At 58.2% G+C, this 1411-nt stretch carries 1 protein-coding gene; it reads right to left on the bottom strand.

Features of this window, described 5'->3' with window-relative positions:
- Positions 1 to 58 precede the first annotated feature (58 nt).
- Positions 59 to 1249 (bottom strand): IS1249 family transposase, encoded by a 1191-nt coding sequence (locus KBX18_RS11700; protein WP_370687253.1) that lies wholly within the window; start codon positions 1247 to 1249, stop codon positions 59 to 61.
- Positions 1250 to 1411 lie beyond the last annotated feature (162 nt).

Here is a 1411-nt window from a genome sequence, read left to right as displayed (position 1 = left end):
GGGTTAAGTAGCAAAATGTGTGTCTGGTCGGCGTGTCGCGGGTTGGGCACACTTTCTGTTATTTGAGGGGCCCTTTTCTGATTCCTATCGAGTGTTCGTAGTCGGTTGGGATAGCGTTGTCGTAGAAGGCTGGTCGGCCTGTTTGGTGGTCGGCTTTGTTTCGGTCTTCTGAGACAAGGTCGGGAACTTTGGCGAGTTGATCTTGTCCGTAACCGCACTGCCTGGCGATCTTTAACGGGTCGTCAGGCAGATGCGTTTTCGAGTGCAGGTACCACTCGAGCATCTTGCGCTGCCGCTCTCCTGATCTACCGCGGTGGGCGTCAGCGATGCGTTTGAGTTGGGCGTTGACACCGCCTTCAAGACTGTTGGTGGTCGCTGCCCACCGGTTAGGTTCGAGCGCTTCTGGCGGCGGTTGCAGGTAGGTGAACAGCCAGTTGCTGCGCGATAGGTGCAGAAGCGAGTTGTAGGCCTTGCGTACCCGGATATGTGTCCATTCCCACTGGTGGTTAAGGGTGCGGCGTTCTTTGGGCACCGGAGTTTTCTCGTCCAGGAAAGCCTTGAAGACCTGGCCGAAGTCGTGCAGGCGCAGTGTCCATTCCCTGGCTTGGTCCAGGTTGGTGATCTTGGTCAGTTTCAAAGCTAGGGCGTAGATGGCTTTGCCGGCATCAGTGCGGGGTCTGGATGTGGTGTAGCGGCGGATGACGCGTTGGGCGTGCACGAGGCAGCGTTGGATCCGAGTGTTGGGCCAGCAGGTTTTGATGGCGGATAAGGCGCCTTGGCCGCCGTCGAGGACGACGCACAATGGTTCGGCGATGCGGCTGAGGAGTTGTGTGTAGGCGTGGGCTGATTCGCGTTTGGTCCAGTGCCAGGCGATGACGTGGTCGCAGCTTGCGGCAACGAGCAGGCAGCCGGCGTCGGTGTAGGTGCCGTCGATGAAGATCTGGTCGTAGACCCGGTTGGGGTCCGGGGTGTTGGGGGCGTCGATGAACCAAAACGATTCAAACCGGCGGTCTAAGGTCCACCTGCTAACTCCCGCTCGCTTGGCTACCTCAGTCAATGGGGCGGTGCCGGTGACGTAGGAGTGGAACGCTGTGAAATCCCGGGCCTGGGTGTGGTCTGTGCGGCGGCGTGTGGTGGAGGATCCGCAGTCGGGGTTTTTGCACCGCCATCTGGTTGTGCCTTTGGAGGTGGTGCCGTTTTTCTTCATTTTCCCAGCACACATGGGGCATCGTGGTCTGTTTGGTGTCACTGGGAAAGCACACCAACACCCGGCTAGCACACGCGGGTGCCATTCCGGTGGATTGAACGAAAAACGGGCCCGAATAAGGCCCAGAACCTTATTCAAGCCCGATTTACACAGCCTGATCAGCAGATACACTGAAAATCAGACACACATTCTGCTACTTAACCC

Origin of the sequence: Corynebacterium sp. CCUG 69979 (assembly GCF_024454095.1) — a bacterium.
Classification (GTDB): domain Bacteria; phylum Actinomycetota; class Actinomycetes; order Mycobacteriales; family Mycobacteriaceae; genus Corynebacterium; species Corynebacterium genitalium.
This window is presented reverse-complemented; position numbering and strand designations above follow the sequence as displayed.